Raw genomic sequence first — 17,079 nt, 5'->3', positions numbered from 1 at the left:
AGCGCTTTGATCAGCTAAAGGCCGTTATGTTATCTGTCTATAGTTGCTGATAGTTGTCAATTTAAAACAGATGAGTTGAATGCTTGTTTCAATGAAGTCGATTTTACACTTGGATGTTGATCTCATATTTTATTTAAATCATCGGGCTTAAATAAAATACTAAAACAACTTCCCCCTAAAGCTTGTGACTTGGAATATTCAATGCGACCTTCATGCGCGATCATAATTGCATTGACAACAGATAGACCTAAACCACTGCCACCATTCTTCTTGCCTCTGGATTCTTCAAGTCGATAAAACGCATCAAATATAAAGGGGATATGCTGATCTGCAATACCGGGTCCTTGATCTTCAATGGTTAAAACCAAACCTTCTGATTTTTTTTGGGTGCTAATCCGTAAAATCCCTGCCTGTGCATAACGAATTTCATTTTCAAATAACGCAATTAAAATCTGTTCAAGCCGTTGTCGGTCAAAAAAGCAGGCTTGATCTGATAGATCGGTTTCGATGACTAATTTTGCTTGATCAAAACGGTCTTGAAGTAAGTTTACAGATTGTGTAATGACGTCAGATAGACAAACTGACTCTAGGTTAAGTCGAAGTTGTTGATTATCCGCCAGACTTAGGGTTCTTAGATCTTCGATTAAAAATGACAGCTGCTCAACTTGATTGAGCAAATTTTTTAACAAGGCCTTATCGGGGGTAAATATATCGTCAAGCACGCCTTGTAAGCGACCTTGTAAGATGGTCACAGGTGTTCTTAATTCATGTGCAATTGCGGCATTCCAAATAGATGCATTGTTGACTGAGATTTCCAGTTTTTCTGCCATACGATTAAAATCATTGATCATCTTTGTGATTTCAGCGACAGAAGAGGGATTGTCCAATTGTGCTCTTACGGAAAGATTGCCCAAACTAATTTCTCTTGCTGCAATGGCTAAAGAATTTAGCGGGGCGATAAAGCGTTGCGCTAATTTTAATCCTAAATAAACAGAGGTTAGTGAACCGAATAAAGTCACCAATAAAATCCAAGTGAGATCAACAAAATTAAATGACCAGTCTTCGGAATTTAACTGTTCTAGCGAGACCAATTTAAACTCGATGGCAACAAAATAAGTCAAATAGCCAAAAATCAAGGAAAAGCAAGTGGTTAATAAGCTCACTTTGGCCATGGTGATAATCAGCTGGCGGCTAATTCCAATGTTATTTTTCATCATTTTGCCTTAAACGATAGCCAACACCACGGACATTGATCAGTAAGTCGGTTTGATGATGATCTTCCAGTTTTTTACGTAATTTACTGATGTGACTGTCTACAGTACGCTCTAAGGCATCACCATCAGGCAAGCAATGGTTCATTAATTCTGATCGGGTAAAAACCTTGTAGGGCGCTTGCGACATCAACGCAAGGATCTTAAATTCCGTTAAGGTAAGGTTTAACAGTGCTTTCGAATGTTCTTTGATAATGTATACACAAAGTGTTTCTATATTAATTTCAATTGATTTAAAGCTAATGATTTGGGCTTTCGCCTGAGATGACATTGCACTTCTTCTCAATACGGCCTCAACTCTGGCAATAATTTCATTTGGATTGAATGGTTTTACCACAAAGTCATCAGCACCGATTCTAAGTGCTGTGACTTTATCCACTTCTTGATCTAATGCGGTCAGCATAATTACAGGGGTTTGTTTGGATTGACGAATATGATTTAAAACTTCCCAACCATTTAAGATTGGTAATTTCACGTCAAGAATCACCAGATCAATCTGTTGCTGCGCATGTATTTCAATGGCTTGCTGTCCATTAAGTGCTCTAAGCACATTGAAGCCATTTTTTTTCAGGTAATGCTCCACAATATCACCGATATCATAATCATCTTCAACGACTAAAATTTGTTTACTGGCTGGATCAGACGCAAAAGAAATATTGCCCATCGCTGGATACTTTAAAATGGATATAGCCCCATCATAATTTATTTTTAGTGGTTATATCCACACAATCTCCACACTTTAGTGACGCTAAGTACACAAATATTGCCAATAATCGTTATATCTAGAACTCTGGGTGCAGATGATGCCTAAGCCTTATTTTTTTATTATTTTATTGGTTGTTTTAAGTGGGAGTGCGTTAACTGGATGTAATCGCTCAGGAAATGCTGAAGCAGAACAAGCACAGCAGGCTGCACCAGCCAAAGTCAGTATTTATACAGTTCAACAGCAAGATATTCATTTGATTGAAAACTTACCTGCACGTGTACAAGCCTATCGAATTTCAGAAATTCGCCCACAAGTTGGCGGAATTATTGAAAAGGTGCTGTTTACCCAAGGCAGTGAAGTTAAGGCTGGACAACCTTTATTTAAGATCAATTCGGAAATTCTTCAAGCAGATGTCAATAGTAATCAGGCTTTATTGGCAAAAGCACAGGCAGAAGTGGTGCGTCTAAAAACCCAACAGGAGCGATATCGACAACTGCTTCCTTCCAATGCCATTAGTAAACAGGAGTTTAATAATACGGAAGCCGCTTATCAACAGGCTTTGGCCGAAGTTGCTCAAACCAAGGCAGCATTGGCACGACAAAATTTAAACTTACGCTATGCGACTGTACGCGCCCCGATTTCAGGTCAAATTGGTAAGTTGCTGGTAACCGAAGGTGCATTGGTCAGCACCAGCGATACCAATCCAATGGCTTTGGTACATCAGTTAGATAAAGTCTATGTTGATGTTAAACAATCAATCTCTGAATATGAGCAATTGCAAGATCGTTTGAGTGATGGTTCGTTATTACAACGTGGCGGTGCTGAAGTCAGCATATCCAATAGTCAGGGTAAATTATATCCAGTGACTGGAAAGATTTTATTCTCAGATACCAGCGTAGATCCCAATACTGGTGATGTCACTATCCGTGTGGAAGTAAATAATCCTCAACGGAAATTATTGCCAGGGATGTATGTCAGAGTTGGTTTAAACAGAGCATCACAGCCCAATGCCTTACTTGTACCTGAGCAAGCCGTGCAAAGAGATATTTCAGGTCAAGCACAACTGTTGATTGTAAAAGCAAATCAGACTGCAGAAACACGTCCAGTGAGTTTAGGACAGTTATATAAAGGTTTCTATGTGGTGAATAGTGGAATTAAAGCTGGTGAAAAAGTCATCGTTGAGGGACATGATCGAATTCAACAGCCAGAACAGCCTTTAAAAATAACCCAGTGGAAGTCGCAATACACAACCGATGTTGGGACTTTACAAACGCAAAATAAGGGCAGTGATCAAAGCACTGCAGGTCAGTCTTCTCCGAATACAGGAGAAAAATTATGATATCGCAGTTCTTTATTAAACGGCCAATCTTTGCTTGGGTGATTGCACTCTTTATTATTCTGTTTGGTGTCTTAAGTATTCCAAAGTTGCCGATTTCTCGTTTTCCTTCAGTTGCACCACCTTCGATTAGTATCTATGCAACTTATCCGGGAGCAACACCAGAAACCTTGAATGATAGTGTTGTTACCTTGATTGAGAGAGAGTTATCGGGAGTAAAGAATTTACTTTATTACAGCGCCACCTCTGATGCCAGTGGTCAAGCGAGTATCACTGCCACATTTAAACCGGGGACTGATCCAGAGTTGGCTCAGGTAGATGTGCAAAATAAACTAAAGTCTATCGAACCGAGATTGCCACAATCAGTTAGACAGCAAGGCCTAATTGTTGAAGCAGCATCTTCTGGATTTCTGATGATGGTCGGAATCAACTCACCAAATGATCAATTTAAAGAAATTGATTTAAGTGATTATTTGGTTCGAAATGTGGTTGAAGAATTAAAACGGGTTGAAGGGGTCGGTCGTATCCAATCCTTTGGATCTGAAAAAGCCATGCGTATTTGGATAGACCCAAACAAACTGGTGTCTTATCAGCTGTCGATTAAAGATGTCACAAATGCCATTCAAGCACAAAATACGCCGATATCTCCGGGAAGTGTCGGGAGTTTGCCTGCGGTCCAAGGACAGATGATTACACTGCCATTAACGGCTGAAGGGCAGTTAAGTACAGTTGAAGAATTTCAAAATATTACTTTGCGTGCCAACCAGAGTGGCGCACAAGTCACACTGAAAGATGTTGCACGAGTGGAGCTTGGGGCGCAAACCTATAGTTTTTCTATTTTAGAAAATGGAAAGCCAGCAACCGCTTTGGCGATTCAAATGAGCCCGGGTGGTAATGCAGTCAAGACCTCTGAAGCGGTCAAAGCAAAAGTTGAGGAGCTGAGCAAGGTTTTACCAAAGGGAATGCAATATTCGATTCCTTATGATACTGCACCGTTTGTTAAAATTTCGATTGAAAAAGTAATCATGACTTTGCTGGAAGCAATGGTGTTGGTTTTCCTTGTCATGTATTTATTTTTACATAACATTCGCTATACTTTGATCCCTTCAATTGTTGCACCGATTGCACTTCTAGGCACATTTGCGGTGATGTTGATCAGTGGTTTTTCGGTCAATGTTTTAACCATGTTTGGTATGGTTTTAGCCATCGGTATTATTGTCGATGATGCGATTGTGGTGATTGAAAATGTGGAACGCATCATGGCAACAGAGGGTTTATCACCAGTTGATGCCACCTCTAAAGCAATGCAAGAAATTACCAGTCCAATCATCGGGATAACCTTGGTGCTGGTGGCGGTATTTTTACCAATGGCCTTTGCCAGTGGTTCGGTCGGGATTATTTATAGACAATTTACCGTGACCATGGCGGTATCCATTGCATTCTCAGCATTTTTAGCACTGACCTTAACTCCTGCACTTTGTGCAACCTTGTTAAAACCGATTGAAGCCGATCATCAGAAAAAGGGCTTCTTTGCGTGGTTTGATCGCTTTTTTGACCGCATCAATAAAAAGTATGAAGCTATTTTAGTGAAATTGTTGAAACACATTTTTACTGTGATGATTGTATTTGTTGTTCTAACAGGTTTCTTATTATTTGCGTTTAAATCGATCCCAACCGCTTTTTTACCAGAAGAAGACCAAGGCTCATTTATCACCTCATTTCAATTGCCTGCAGATGCCAGTCAAGAGCGGACATTGACCATTGTAAAATCATTTGAGGAACATTTAAAAAGCAGAGAAAGTATTAAGGAAAATGTCTCTGTGCTTGGGTTTGGCTTTAGTGGTTCTGGTAATAACACAGCCATTGCCTTTACAAATTTAAAAGATTTTAAAGACAGAAATACCTCAGCTGCAGATGAAGTTAACGCTGTAAATGCGGCCATGGCAGACAGTGCAGAAGGTACGATTATGTCTGTTTTACCGCCTGCAATTGAAGAAATGGGAACAACTTCGGGCTTTACTTTACGTTTACAAGATCGCGGTAATCTTGGAATGCAAGCTTTGAATGAGGCACAAGCGCAGTTGATCGGTCTTGCAGCAACCAGTAAAAAACTGGCTTATGTTTATCCAGAGGGTTTACCGCCAGGTAGTAATGTCGATTTAAAAATTGATCGGAATAAGGCAGAAGCTTTAGGAGTGAATTTTGCTGATGTGACAGACACCATTTCATCTTCAATGGGCTCAATGTATGTCAATGATTTTCCAAATCAGGGACGAATGCAGCAAGTGATTGTTCAAGTCGATGCCGATTCACGGATGAAAGTTACTGATATTCTAAATTTGAATGTGGTTAACAAGACTGGAGCACTGGTTAAACTGTCTGAGATTGTAACACCTGTGTGGACACAGTCTCCGCAGCAATACAATCGCTATAATGGACGACCATCATTGAGTATTGCAGGGGCAGGCGCAGAAGGGGTTTCTTCAGGAGTAGTGATGAAGGAAATGGAGCGATTGATTGAGCAATTACCAAAAGGAATTGGTTATGAGTGGACAGGGCAATCCTTGGAGGAAAAACAGTCAGAAGCGCAAACCAATTTCTTATTGGCATTGTCAATGTTAGTGGTTTTCCTCGTCCTTGCCGCACTCTATGAAAGCTGGTCGATTCCATTGTCGGTGATGTTGGTTGTACCTTTAGGTATGATTGGTGCAGTGGTTGCGGTATGGATCCGAGGGATTCCCAATGATATTTTCTTTAAAGTGGGTTTAATTACCATCATTGGATTATCTGCAAAAAATGCCATTTTGATTGTTGAATTTGCCAAAATGCTAAAAGAAGAAGGAATGACTCTGATTGAAGCCACTGTTGCGGCTGCCAAACTTCGTTTAAGACCGATCTTGATGACATCCTTGGCTTTTACCGCTGGTGTGATTCCATTGGTGATTGCTACAGGTGCAAGTTCTGAAACTCAACATGCGATTGGTACAGGGGTTTTTGGTGGTATGGTCAGTGCGACGATACTTGCAATCTTTTTTGTGCCAGTATTTTTTGTGTTTATCCTCAGTGCTGTTGAGAAATTACGTGGCAAAGCTTTACCTGTACGTAAACTGCCTTAAGCGCTCTGCGTTAAGTTTTTAATTTTAAGTCTTGTGTTTTGTAGAGGATGAAGCATTTGTCCTCTACAATATTTCTAAGTCCTCCATCGCATTTATTATATGCATTTATTTGGATGCCTAATTTTTCTTCCTATTATTTTTATCTCGTATTGTTTTCTTTAGATATACAGGTCAGTTGTTTTAACTGCATTATTTATATAAGTTTATTTTTTACATTTAAATAAATACATTCAGTGGCCCACTGTTTTATCGTCAAATCATACCTCCTAAACCATTCTTATTTACATTTAATTACATTTCTCATTAGGCATTTTTGCCTTCTCATTCGTCTATATAGATAAAGGCAGTGTTTTTTAAATTCACGGCAATTGACCTGATAGACGAAGCAGGAAGGATTCATGAACAGTACAACGCAATACAATAGATTGAGCAGACAAGAAAAGCACAGGGTTTTATCCAGCACTCAGCAAATGCGCTACATTTATTTGTGCTGTATCTAAGCCTATGTCTGCTGTAATTCTCGCTTCAAATGATAAGCAAAAATACTCTACGCTTTGTGGGGTAGTGATCAGTCATATATTGTTGTTATGGTCTTTGTCTTATTTAAAAACAGATGTTCGTATTGAATCACATTCACCTGAAAATGCGATTCAAATTCGTTTTATCAGCTTGAACAAAACCGATGTTGTACAACAAAGCAGTACAAAGCTGCAGACGGCATCAGAGCAAGCTGCAACGCAATCAAAAGCACAACCTCAATCTACAGTAGCAACAGCGGTACAACATCAACAACAGGTCAAAGTGATACATAGTACTGAGTCAAAAAAGTTGAAGATGGATCAAACAACACAACAGACAACAAAAGCACAAGAAAAAAAACCAACCGATCAACAGACGGAAAGTAAATCTGAATCAAATCGTCAGTCAACACAAACATTCACTGAAACAAAATCATCTACGAATACTGAACAGACTGCTTCAGGTCAGTCAAATGAGATAGCCAAACGTGCAGGTGGTGAAGCAGGCAAAGACAATAAAAAAGAACAAAACGCTGCCTCTACTTCTCAACCACAGCAACCGCTTCCCGTGAGTCGGGTCGATGTACTCAGCTTTGGCAAGCTTAATTACGATGATCGCGAATTGCAAAACCAGCAGCGCTTGTTGGTTCTCACCATCAAAATCAATCCTCAAGGGCAGCCGATAGATGTCAGAGTAAAGCAAAGCTCAGGTATTAGTAGTTTGGATGAAAGAGCTATACAAGCTGCACAAAAAGCAAAATTTAAACCACATATTGTCAATGGTGAAGCATTGGCAATCGTGGTGGATTTTCCCATTCAGCTTAAGCTTGGTCGTAATCGCTGATTGGATCATTAAACAATGAAAGGGTTTATTTAGGAGTTTTTATGAACGCATCAACAGAAAAAGTGATCAGCAGTAGTTTAATGCAACGCTTGAAACAAGAAACACTGGCAGAGCATGAACGTATGGAAATCTTGATGCAGCAATCAGGCGCGTTTGAGAGTAAAGAGAATTATGCGCAATTCACCCTGTCGCAATATTATTTTCAGAAAGATGTTGAACATCTTTATCAAGATTCACAGGTTGAACAATTGATTCCCGATTTAGATGTGCGTGGGCGTTCCGATGCAGCTTTACAAGACTTGGCTGATTTAGGTTTAACACCTCAGCAGCAGGGTATTGCAACAGATGAAATTAGTTTTCCACAATCTTTGGGCTGGATTTATGTTTCAGAAGGTTCAACCTTAGGCGCAGCATTTTTACTCAAAGAGGCTCAGGCTAGATTTGGCTTTAATGCTGATTTTGCTGCACGTAACTTAGCAGCATATCCAGAGGGTCGTGGATTAGTGTGGAAGCGTTTCAAGCAAACCCTAGATGATGCAAATTTTAGTTTAGAGGAACAGCAATTGATTATTGAGGGGGCTATGCAAGGCTTTCATCGTTTTGGTGAACTTTTAGCACAATTAAAAACACTGAAATAAATAATTGATGATGGATAAAGGAAATCAAGCAATGAAGCAAACGGGGTCAGAGACCAATCTAAATACCAGTATTTCTATGTCGGAGCCGAGATTGGCGAAGTCATGGTTGGTTCGCTGGATCTGTATTGCACTGGCGGGGTTATGTCTGGTCTTAGGGACGATCGGTTTGGTGGTTCCTGGTTTGCCTACGTTTGATTTTTATTTTCTTGCGACGTTGTTTGCTGCAAAGGGTTCGCAACGAATGCATCAGTGGATTGTTAATAATAAAGTCATTGCTCCGATTTTACAGCAATGGCAACTCAAACGAACTTTGTCCGTAAAAGTAAAACTATTTTCTTTGGCCAGTATGAGTGTAGCTGCTGGCATTTTAATTTGGACTGTGCCTCATCCATGGGCAGTAGGAACCATTATTGTGATGATGGTTTGTGTGCAATTGTGGATGTGGTTAAAAGCATAAATGAGGATAATCTCAGGATGGAAATCTTTGAATATTATAAAAATACTGAAGAACTTAAATGCTTGTTGTTGCAAGCAAATTTAAAAGTAACTACAACACGATTGACTGTACTGAATATTTTAAGAAATGCACAACGAGAGCTGACAGCAGCCGAAATTTTGTATAGTCCAGATTTAAAAGTGAAAAAATTATCTTTTGCTGGTGTCTATCAAACCCTGAAACAGCTTGTTAAAGCAGGATTGTTGGTTAAATTTAAGCTGGGCAGTGAACAAGCATTATATTCATTCAAGGGAAGTCAAACCAATATGAGAATATATTGTAAAAAGTGTAGTCAGTTGCAACAAATTAATGATGAGGCTTTAGAGCAGCAAATTCGAGGACTTATTTTAGAACATGGTGCAAGTTCATATCATCTTGTTATAGAAAAACCCTCTTGTCCTTATTGTAGTCATTAAAACAACATGCCAAAGGGTAGATTATTTTATGATAAAAATATCCATAAAATTAAATAATAAATCGGAATTTACACTGAATGATAACCAAGATATTGAGGTTCAATGTGCATTAACTATTGATAATTTAGCTTTATTTTTTAAGTATATTAAACGATCAAATAGAACATAAGGATATACATGAACTAAAAAATAATCATATATACGGGGAATTTCTCTCAGAGTGTCTTGACATTTAAATGATAATTATTATCATTTAACAGACCATCAAAGAGTTGATCCTATTGTGAACAAAAATCCTGCATTTGTAGATCAATTGTACCGTAATCACCAATCTTGGTTGCATCAATGGCTTAGAAAAAAAGTAGGCAATAGTGAGCAAGCCGCAGATTTGGTACAAGATACGTTTATTAAAATTCTGCAAACGCGTGATGAACTTTTTGGAGTAAAAGAACCTCGTGCATATCTGGTGACTATTGCTAGAAATTTAATGATTGATCAGGTGCGCCGAAAGCGCATAGAGCAAGCCTATCTGAATGAATTAAGTCAGATGGAATATATTCTGGATACAATTCCTTCACCAGAAGATCAGCTTCAGATTGTTCAAGCCATTGACCAGATTTGTCAGGCTTTGATACGCGTCTCTGAAAAAGCACAACAAGCTTTTGTGCTCCATTATTTTGAAGGTTTAACCCATAAAGAAATTGCAGAAATCATTGGTGTTTCAACCAAGATGATTCAAAAATATCTAGCAACTTGCCTTGTGCAATGCTACGCACTGAAACAAGAGAAGGATTTGTTTGAGTAAATGATTGAAGAAGAGAAGAGTAAGCAACAATTAATCGAAGAAGCAGCGGAATGGATTGTGCTGCTGAGTACCGATGATGATTTACTCAAAAGAACAGCGCAAACAGATTTTGATGCTTGGAAAAGCAAGAGTCCACAACGCCAAAAAATTGCTCAAGATATTGAGCAATATATTACTTCGATTCAAAAACTGGTACAGAATCCACAACAACAGAAAATGACCCAATCTGTATTAAAAACTGGTTTACATAGTGCTCGTAAGCAAAAAAATATGCGCTATGGTGGAATTTTGACGGTGATATTGTGTTGTGTAGGGGGTATTTATAGTTATTTTATTTATCATCCAGTGTCATATCTAACCGCTGATATTAAAAATCATGCAGGAGAATGGAAAACCCAAACCTTAGCAGACGGTTCACAACTTAAACTCAGCGGTCAGAGTGCGGTTAATCTGGACTTTTCATCAAATCAGCGTGTTGTGGAGTTGGTTCAAGGGGAAATATTTGTAGATGTGGCCAAAGACAAAGCCCGTCCTTTTATTGTCAAAACCCAACATGGTCAAATTGAAGCATTGGGAACTGCATTTAGTGTTCAATATCAGCCAGATGCGACTGGGCTTAAAATGCTACATTCCAAAGTGAAAGTGCAGTCCTCGAAACAAGACGAAGATCAAACCAAAGCATCTTCTGTGATTGTGACAGCAGGGCAAGAAGTCATACTTGATCGAAATGGTATACAGCCTATACATACTTTTAATTTATACAATGAACAGCAGAAATGGAATCAACGGCATTTGATTGTTGAGAATATGTCTTTGTCAAAAGTGCTAAATGAGTTGAATCGAAACAGCAAAGAAAAAATTATATTTAACGCTGCTAAGTTAGAGAAAATTAAGGTCAATGCTGTATTGCCTTTAGATCATACCGAAAGTGCATTGCAATTATTAAGCAGTGTATTCCCTCAGCTAAATGTCTATCAAATCACTCCATATTTCACAGTTGTGACTTTGCAATAAACAGCATGATTTAAGCACTTGGTTTGAATCATGCTGTTTAGCTTTAAATTAGGCCTAAAATTTATATCGTTTTTTACTAATTGTTTGATAAATATAATTAATAATAAACTTAGAAAAATAAAAGATAGATAATTTAAATTTATTTTGAATAAATGGTTCCACTTTTTCAATTCTGAAGCGTCATAGTAAGTAGAAGCAAATATTAGGAATACATTTAATTTAATATATTGAATGATTCTTATTTACATTTACTGGGGCGTAAAATGAGTGAAGCTGTTTGCGGTCAAAAGCATCCAAAATATTCTTTCAAAGTGACATCATTGGCATTGGCGATTCATCTCGTTTGTGTGGGTGTAGCAACAACAGTCGCGACACAAAGCACTTATGCGCTCAGTACAGAAACGCAGTCATATCATATTCCAGCGGGTTCACTTGCCAGTGTTCTGAATACCTTTGCCGAGCAAGCGGGGACCTCGATTGCAATTGATGCAAATCAGCTTAAAGGTAAAAGTAGCTTAGGTTTAAGCGGACAATATAATTTAGAAAACGGCTTTCAACATATTTTAGCAGCAACCGAGTTTACTGTGGTGAAAGTTGGAAATGGCTATATATTGAAGCATGTGGATAAAGCTGAAATTAGAACCATTCCAGTACAATCTCAGCCGATGATAGCTGATCAAGAAAATGTCGTACAACTTAGCCCAATGACTGTTTTTGGCACTGTCAGTCGCGATACAAAAGGGCAGAATGATGTTTATGATCAAGATATTTCTAGCGTCTATGCCAGCAAAGAGCAAATAGAACGATATAAAGGCGCTCAGCCAGCAGATTTATTCAAGGGAATGGTCGGAGTATACAGTGGTGATGCCCGAAACAGTGGTGCTTTAGATCCAAGTATCCGTGGTGTTCAAGGACCGGGCCGTGTTCCTGTCCTTATTGATGGGACAGAACAGGCACTCACTGTATGGCGTGGTTATAACGGTGCGAATAATCGGAGTTATATTGACCCTAATTTAATCGGTGGGTTACAAGTCATTAAGGGGCCTTCCATCACACGCAATGTAAATACAGGTGTGGGTGGTGCGGTCGTTATTCATACTCTAGCTGTAGATGATGTTTTAAAAGAAGGTAAAAATTTTGGTGGGGAGATAAAAGTAGAAACCAGCAGCAATGCAGTGAAACCTCGAGAACCACAACTATTAACTGGTCAAAGCATTTACGATAATCCAAATTATCCAGCTACAGGAACGGACTGGCAAGGCAATCCAGTGTTCGAGCCTTATTATGATCCATCCTTATTTAAAGTAGCACGTCAGAATAAAGAAAATAATATTTATTCAGGCGATGATGTTGCAACACGTATTGCTTTGGCGGGACGTAGTGATAATTTTGAAGTTTTGGCTGCTTATGCTTATCGTAATAAAGGCAATCACTTTGCAGGAAAAAATGGCAGTGATTTTTATGATAAACCTGCCACAGGACGATTTAATTACGTTCCATACCTTGCCAAAGTTTACCCAGGAGGTACAGAAGTTCCCAATACATCCCTTGAAACAGAATCTTATTTGTTAAAAGCGGCATGGAAACCCACAGATGAACAGCGTTTAGAGTTCGGTTATCGGGACAGTTCAATCATCAATGGAGAAATTTTACCTTCACGAATTGCTTGGGGTGAAGTCGTCAAAAATAAAGCAGGGGTACCACAATGGCCTTTAAGTCATATCGACTCTAAAGCCTATAATATGGAATACAAATATCAACCTCAAAACAATAATTTAGTCGATTTCTACGGCAATATTTGGCGGACTGATACCAAGAGTCATACCTATAGTTCAGGTGGATTTCCCAATGATACCAATGCAAACTTGGGTGTTTTTGTGAACAGTGCTACCGCAAACTCAGACAATACTCGCCAAGGAATGACCTTAAGTAATAAGTTTAAATTGTTGTCTAATCTGGGTTTAACTGTTGGGGGGAGTTTTCAAAAAGAAAAACTCAGTTCGGATGATATTTATAAAGACCCGAATATTAACGGAACAAATTCGGGTTATAGGATGTTACCGAGAGCAGGTCGTCGAGAAGAAAAAGAATTTAATTTTAACTTTGACTATCAACCTGTCTCATGGCTGAATTTAAACGCTGGTGCAAGATATCAAAACTATTGGGCCTTTGATGATTTTCTTAATGAACGAGTCAATGCGGGTGATCCCCAGTTTAGCCTGATTAAAAAAGCCACGGCATTAAGTATGACTTATTATACAAAAAGAGCAAATATGACTCCAGAGCGAGAACAACAATTAAGAGAAACGATTGACGCAGCAGCCTTGGCTCAGGGTTGGTCTGAAGAGTATAAGCAAAATGAATTAAATAGAAGTCTCTACGCTAAAAGCAATACGATTGACTATAAAAAGGATAGTCGTGGAAAATTAACCATTGCCAATAATCCCTTTTTAAATGGGACCTTAGTACAAGGGCGGGATTATGGATACTATACTAGTGGCACTCTTGGTGCTTATGAGGATATTGATTTAACTAAAACAGGTGTGCAAAAAACTAAAGATCATGGTTGGACACCAACAGCTTCAGCAACGGTCAATTTTAATTCAAATAGTCGAATGTATTTGCGTTATAGCGAAGCTTTTAGAATGCCAAGTATGTTTGAAAGTACGCTTGGGTTTTCTGGTACCTTAAGTGGTTATAAGTTACAACCAGAGCATGCATCGAACTATGAACTCGCCTATGTTCATAATCTATCTGAGTTATTTAAAAACAGCAGTTATGCAGATATTAAATTGGCTTATTACTATAACAAAACTAAGAATGCGATTGAGCGTAGTCCAACTTTAGCATTTAGTAATGTCGATAGTCTTACTACAGAAGGGTTGGAACTGCAAAGTCGCTTTGATAATGGGCATTTCTTTACCGACTTGAGTGCCAATTATCGTTTTAAAAACAAAGTTTGTGATGAGAATTCAGCGATGCTTTTAGGGGCGAACCACCAGTTTTCATTAAATCGTTGTGTAGATGATGGATTTGTAGGGGGATATTTGGTCAGTATGGCAACCCCTAAATATTCAGTGAATTTAACACTTGGTGGACGATTCTTTGATCAAAAACTTGAAGTCGGAACTCGTGCGAGTTATCACCATAAGTATGAAAATCCTGAAACGAAAAACTATAACGATATAGAGATGAGTTATTACGCCAATACCCCTTTGGCATGGAACTCGATGACCATTGTGGATGCTTATATCAATTATCGACTTAAACAAGACACCTTATTTGAACTAGTGGGGACTAATCTCACTGACGAATTCTATATTGATCCATTAACTCGTTCGGCAATTGCAGCACCAGGTCGAACATTTAAGCTAAGCATTAGCCATAAGTTTTAAAGAAACTTTGGGTAATCAACTGAATTTGTTGTCACTCCATGTGCAACAAATGTGTGGAAAATAAGACACGTACTCCTTGATTTTTACACTTAAATTGAATATTAAGATCAACGCAGCACATGTTTTATTTTAAATAATAATCATTAAGACTTTTATTTTTATTCTTAATGAAAAACTTTAAACTCATATCGAGGAATTTAAAATGAAACTTCAATCTATCTCTTTGGCTGTTTTACTATCAGTAGGTTTAGTCGGTGTGGCACAAGCAGCCATAGTCGGTGAGTCGAGTGATAACACTAAAATTCTGGTTGGTTCAACTGGTTCACTTGGACCAACTCATCCAAACTCAGGTGTTGGTTTTGGTGTTAAAACCCTTTATAACGGTGCAATAGTTGCATTCTCAGGGTTTAACGGCTATGCAGATGGCAATGGTGTTGTACGTCTAAGCCCGTACTTACCTGGGCTTCCAGCATCTCATGCTGGAATTGGTTATGCTAATTACAAACAAGTGCCTACACAAGATGTTTGGTTTGGTGAGTGGAATGCCGAAGCCAAAGATGCCAGCGGTAAGCGTCTAGGTACAGTTGATCCTACGACACATACGGTTTATTACAATGGTAAAGACGCAGATACCAGCGTACCGTCTACAGGTACTGCAAATTATAGTGTTCAAGGTGTCAATAATTATAATGGCTCTAATTTATTGTCAGGTACTTTTACTGCTAACTTTGCAACCAAACAGTTAACGGGGTCATTGAGCGATAGTTCACGTACCTTTAATTTAGGTACTGCAACGATTAATAATGATGCAACGATTAGTGGTTCAAATGCATCTTGGACAGGTGGCCCTTCAGGTGGTGATGTTTCAGGTCAATTCTATAATAGTCAAAGCAGCTTAGCAGGAATAGCAACATTCACTGGTAACAGAACATATGATGTTGCTTTTGGTGGTAAAAAGTAATGATTTAAATGAGAAAGGCTTACTTCGGTAAGTCTTTCTTTTTTTATTCTATCAGGTGAGTTTATAGATGAAAAAAATAGTATTGCTTGGTGCCATATTGCAGTGTGGACAATGTGTTTATGCAGCGGATGATACCAGTATTAGGTTAAATCAGGAAATTAGCCAACAGCAATATCAAAATGATAAGAAACTACTCAAATCAGAAGACCCTAAAAACACACAAGCATTACCGAATCTGATCATACAAGGTCAAGAATATGTGGTTAAGGATGAACCCGCAGAAGTCGCATATGCACTTTACTTGGCAGTGATGCAAAAACAATGGCAAGTGGCTTTAAGCTATCTTGAAAAATATAAAAAATTTCCAAATTATGATCAGGCTTTGACTGAGTTCGCTGAGGGCGTCATGGCACGAACACAGGGGAATTTAAGTTTAGCTGAGAGCAAACTAAAACACAGTTTAGAGATTCAATCGAATAATTTAATGACTCAACTTGAACTGGCTCGTATTTACACGGAACAACAAAAAAATCAGCAAGGTCAACAGTTATTTCAGCAGATTCAATCTCAACTAGCCCTGTCTACAGATCCCGCTGCCCAAGGTATTCGTCAAACCGTAGAGATGTATCTCAAAGGGCTTAAACAACGAGATGAATGGCATGGTTCATTGGCTTTTGGTTCACGTTATGCTAGCAATATCAACAATGCTTCCGATAAATACGACATTATTACTTACTACGGTATTGACCCAGTGACCAAGGAAGTAGTGCCGGTTGAACAATTAAAGCGTGGCACACCTGATGCGATCAGTGCGCAAGGTTTGGACTATGAAGCCACCTTAACTAAACGATGGTCGCTTTCTGGACAACATGGCATTGCATTGCGTGGATTATTCTATGGTCAAGTTTATCCAGAGCAGGCTGATTATAATGAACTAACTTTTAACTTAAATGCGGGTTATAGTTATTACAACGAACGTAATCAAGTCTTGATTGCACCCGTATTTGAACATAAATACTATGCCCACGACCCACTCTATAGTGCCTATGGGCTAAGGGGTGAGTGGATGCGTTTTATCTCTAACGACAAAGCCGTCAAGTTAGAAGCTGAAACGAAGGATATAAATTATTCCCAGTATAAAGGCCAAGATGGCGTGGAATATTCAGTCTATTCAACCTTTTGGAAAATTTTACCGAAAAACTGGACGCTATTTGGCGGACTAGATTTTGTCGACCATAACACCCAAGAACAATATTTTACAGCTTATCAGCAACAGGGCATACGTTTAGGCCTTTCCAAAAACTTTGAATCAGGTTTTAACGCAAATTTATTTAGTTCTTTCCGTTGGCGTCAATTTGATAAATTTACTCCAGTGTTGGAGGCTAGACGACATGATTTTGAACAAAATTATACTTTAATTCTAAGTGCACCACGCTGGGCTTTTTATGGTTTAACACCTAATCTCACTTATCAATATAATCAAAATATCAGCAATGTAGAGTGGCTATATTCTTATGATAAACACAATGTCAGTTTAAAGCTGGAGCATCGGTTTTAAAATAT

The 17,079-nt window shown here is 38.6% G+C and carries 13 protein-coding genes; 11 read left to right on the top strand and 2 right to left on the bottom strand.

From position 1 onward, the window contains the following. Window positions 1–122: 122 nt before the first annotated feature. Together adeS and adeR are read right to left on the bottom strand one after the other, a co-directional pair. Window positions 123–1,214 (bottom strand): two-component sensor histidine kinase AdeS, encoded by a 1,092-nt coding sequence (gene adeS, locus AC07WY_RS04315; protein WP_419333881.1) that lies wholly within the window; start codon window positions 1,212–1,214, stop codon window positions 123–125. Continuing rightward, complete coding sequence (adeR, locus tag AC07WY_RS04310) at window positions 1,204–1,935, bottom strand: efflux system response regulator transcription factor AdeR (protein WP_004820644.1); 732 nt, start codon at window positions 1,933–1,935, stop codon at window positions 1,204–1,206. Before adeR ends, adeS begins: the two co-directional genes overlap by 11 nt. A gap of 136 nt (window positions 1,936–2,071) precedes the next feature. On the opposite strand from adeR, the gene AC07WY_RS04305 reads away from it, so the two are divergent. The 11 genes from AC07WY_RS04305 (at window position 2,072) to AC07WY_RS04255 (ending at window position 17,074) form a co-directional block, all read left to right on the top strand. Then, the gene (locus AC07WY_RS04305; protein WP_303577312.1) at window positions 2,072–3,316 is read left to right on the top strand and encodes an efflux RND transporter periplasmic adaptor subunit; all 1,245 of its coding nucleotides are present in this window, start codon (window positions 2,072–2,074) and stop codon (window positions 3,314–3,316) included. Continuing rightward, window positions 3,313–6,429, top strand: coding sequence for a multidrug efflux RND transporter permease subunit (locus tag AC07WY_RS04300; protein ID WP_494735769.1), 3,117 nt, complete (start codon window positions 3,313–3,315; stop codon window positions 6,427–6,429). Before AC07WY_RS04305 ends, AC07WY_RS04300 begins: the two co-directional genes overlap by 4 nt. Window positions 6,430–6,933: 504 nt before the next feature. Then, window positions 6,934–7,791 (top strand): energy transducer TonB family protein, encoded by an 858-nt coding sequence (locus AC07WY_RS04295; protein WP_234622973.1) that lies wholly within the window; start codon window positions 6,934–6,936, stop codon window positions 7,789–7,791. Window positions 7,792–7,832: 41 nt separating this feature from the next. Continuing rightward, window positions 7,833–8,429 (top strand): biliverdin-producing heme oxygenase, encoded by a 597-nt coding sequence (locus AC07WY_RS04290; protein ID WP_004721344.1) that lies wholly within the window; start codon window positions 7,833–7,835, stop codon window positions 8,427–8,429. 31 nt (window positions 8,430–8,460) lie between these two features. Then, window positions 8,461–8,886 carry a YbaN family protein gene (locus tag AC07WY_RS04285; RefSeq protein ID WP_494735768.1) on the top strand — a complete coding sequence of 142 codons (426 nt, stop codon included), beginning with the start codon at window positions 8,461–8,463 and terminating at the stop codon, window positions 8,884–8,886. Window positions 8,887–8,903: 17 nt separating this feature from the next. Continuing rightward, window positions 8,904–9,341, top strand: a complete 438-nt coding sequence (locus AC07WY_RS04280; RefSeq protein WP_151802770.1) for a Fur family transcriptional regulator — start codon at window positions 8,904–8,906, stop codon at window positions 9,339–9,341. 283 nt (window positions 9,342–9,624) lie between these two features. Then, window positions 9,625–10,146: a sigma-70 family RNA polymerase sigma factor gene (locus AC07WY_RS04275; protein WP_209826368.1), complete on the top strand. Its 522-nt coding sequence runs from the start codon at window positions 9,625–9,627 to the stop codon at window positions 10,144–10,146. Further along, window positions 10,147–11,160: a FecR family protein gene (locus AC07WY_RS04270; RefSeq protein ID WP_262085746.1), complete on the top strand. Its 1,014-nt coding sequence runs from the start codon at window positions 10,147–10,149 to the stop codon at window positions 11,158–11,160. A gap of 263 nt (window positions 11,161–11,423) precedes the next feature. Then, window positions 11,424–14,555: a TonB-dependent receptor gene (locus AC07WY_RS04265; RefSeq protein ID WP_494735767.1), complete on the top strand. Its 3,132-nt coding sequence runs from the start codon at window positions 11,424–11,426 to the stop codon at window positions 14,553–14,555. A 202-nt stretch (window positions 14,556–14,757) separates the two neighbouring features. Further along, window positions 14,758–15,516, top strand: coding sequence for a Slam-dependent surface lipoprotein (locus AC07WY_RS04260; protein WP_419333892.1), 759 nt, complete (start codon window positions 14,758–14,760; stop codon window positions 15,514–15,516). Window positions 15,517–15,583: 67 nt separating this feature from the next. Next, on the top strand, window positions 15,584–17,074 hold the full coding sequence (locus AC07WY_RS04255; RefSeq protein WP_494735766.1) for a surface lipoprotein assembly modifier: 1,491 nt from the start codon (window positions 15,584–15,586) through the stop codon (window positions 17,072–17,074). Window positions 17,075–17,079 lie beyond the last annotated feature (5 nt).

The sequence above is a fragment of the Acinetobacter sp. GW821-FHT01C12 genome (genome assembly GCF_059422625.1).
Note: the sequence above shows the minus strand (reverse complement) of the source record. Positions and strands in the feature narration are given on the sequence as shown.